Origin of the sequence: Pseudomonas sp. Sample_16 (assembly GCF_004307665.1) — a bacterium.
Lineage (GTDB): Bacteria > Pseudomonadota > Gammaproteobacteria > Pseudomonadales > Pseudomonadaceae > Aquipseudomonas.
The window spans coordinates 1-1,023 of record NZ_RCOB01000031.1; the positions used below are offsets into that span (position 1 = coordinate 1).

At 56.1% G+C, this 1,023-nt stretch carries 2 protein-coding genes; one reads left to right on the forward strand and one right to left on the reverse strand.

Going from position 1 to position 1,023, the window contains the following annotated elements; translation table 11 throughout:
- The coding region (locus D8U69_RS04855; protein ID WP_153189000.1) for an AAA family ATPase at positions 1-558 on the forward strand (558 nt) is incomplete at its 5' end.
- A gap of 168 nt (positions 559-726) precedes the next feature.
- On the opposite strand, the gene infA is transcribed toward D8U69_RS04855, so the two are convergent.
- Positions 727-945, reverse strand: a complete 219-nt coding sequence (gene infA / locus D8U69_RS04860) for a translation initiation factor IF-1 (protein WP_002553999.1) — start codon at positions 943-945, stop codon at positions 727-729.
- Positions 946-1,023 lie beyond the last annotated feature (78 nt).

Below are 1,023 nucleotides of genomic sequence, written 5' to 3' on the forward strand. Positions count from 1 at the left end.
AAGGCGCATCCGGAAGTCTTCAACTTGCTGTTGCAGGTGATGGATCACGGTACGCTGACCGATAACAACGGGCGCAAAGCGGACTTCCGTAACGTGATCGTCATCATGACGACCAACGCCGGTGCCGAAACTGCCGCACGTGCTTCGATCGGTTTCACTCATCAGGACCACTCTTCCGATGCGATGGAAGTGATCAAGAAGAGCTTTACGCCAGAGTTCCGCAACCGTCTGGACACCATTATCCAGTTTGGTCGCCTCAGTCATGAGGTCATCAAGAGTGTGGTGGACAAGTTCCTTACCGAACTCCAGGCGCAGCTGGAAGACAAGCGTGTATTGCTGGAAGTCACCGATGCTGCCCGCAGCTGGCTGGCGGCCGGTGGTTACGACTCGGCAATGGGTGCTCGACCAATGGCTCGCCTGATCCAGGACAAGATCAAGCGTCCGCTGGCGGAGGAGATTCTCTTTGGCGAACTGGCCGAACATGGCGGTGTGGTGCACATCGACATCAAGGACGGCGAACTGACCTTCGAGTTCGAGACCACGGCTGAAATGGCCTGACGTTAACCGCAACAAAGCAGAAAGGCGCCAATTGGCGCCTTTCTGCTATTGATCGTTCCCATGCTCCGCGTGGGCAAGCAGCCCGGTTGAGGCATTCCCACGCAGAGCGTGGGAACGATCCGCAAACAAAAACGCCCGGCATAAGCCGGGCGTTTTGTATTGACTTGATTAGCGAGCGCGGTAAGTGATGCGCCCTTTGCTCAAGTCATAGGGCGTCAGCTCGACGCGCACTTTGTCACCGGTAAGAATACGGATGTAGTTCTTGCGCATCTTGCCGGAAATATGCGCGGTTACGACGTGCCCATTTTCCAACTCCACGCGAAACATGGTGTTGGGCAGGGTGTCGACGACAGTGCCTTCCATTTCGAAGCTGTCTTCTTTCGACATGCAGTAAAGCCCTCGGTGTCCAGTGAATGGCCCGGTGCAACTGCGCCAGGCAAAAGCGGCGTGCATTGTGCCCGAAAA

What these genes read in the sequence shown, in the direction of transcription:
- infA (WP_002553999.1), bottom strand. Translation starts at nt 945, where the DNA reads ATGTCGAAAGAAGACAGCTTCGAAATGGAAGGCACTGTCGTCGACACC.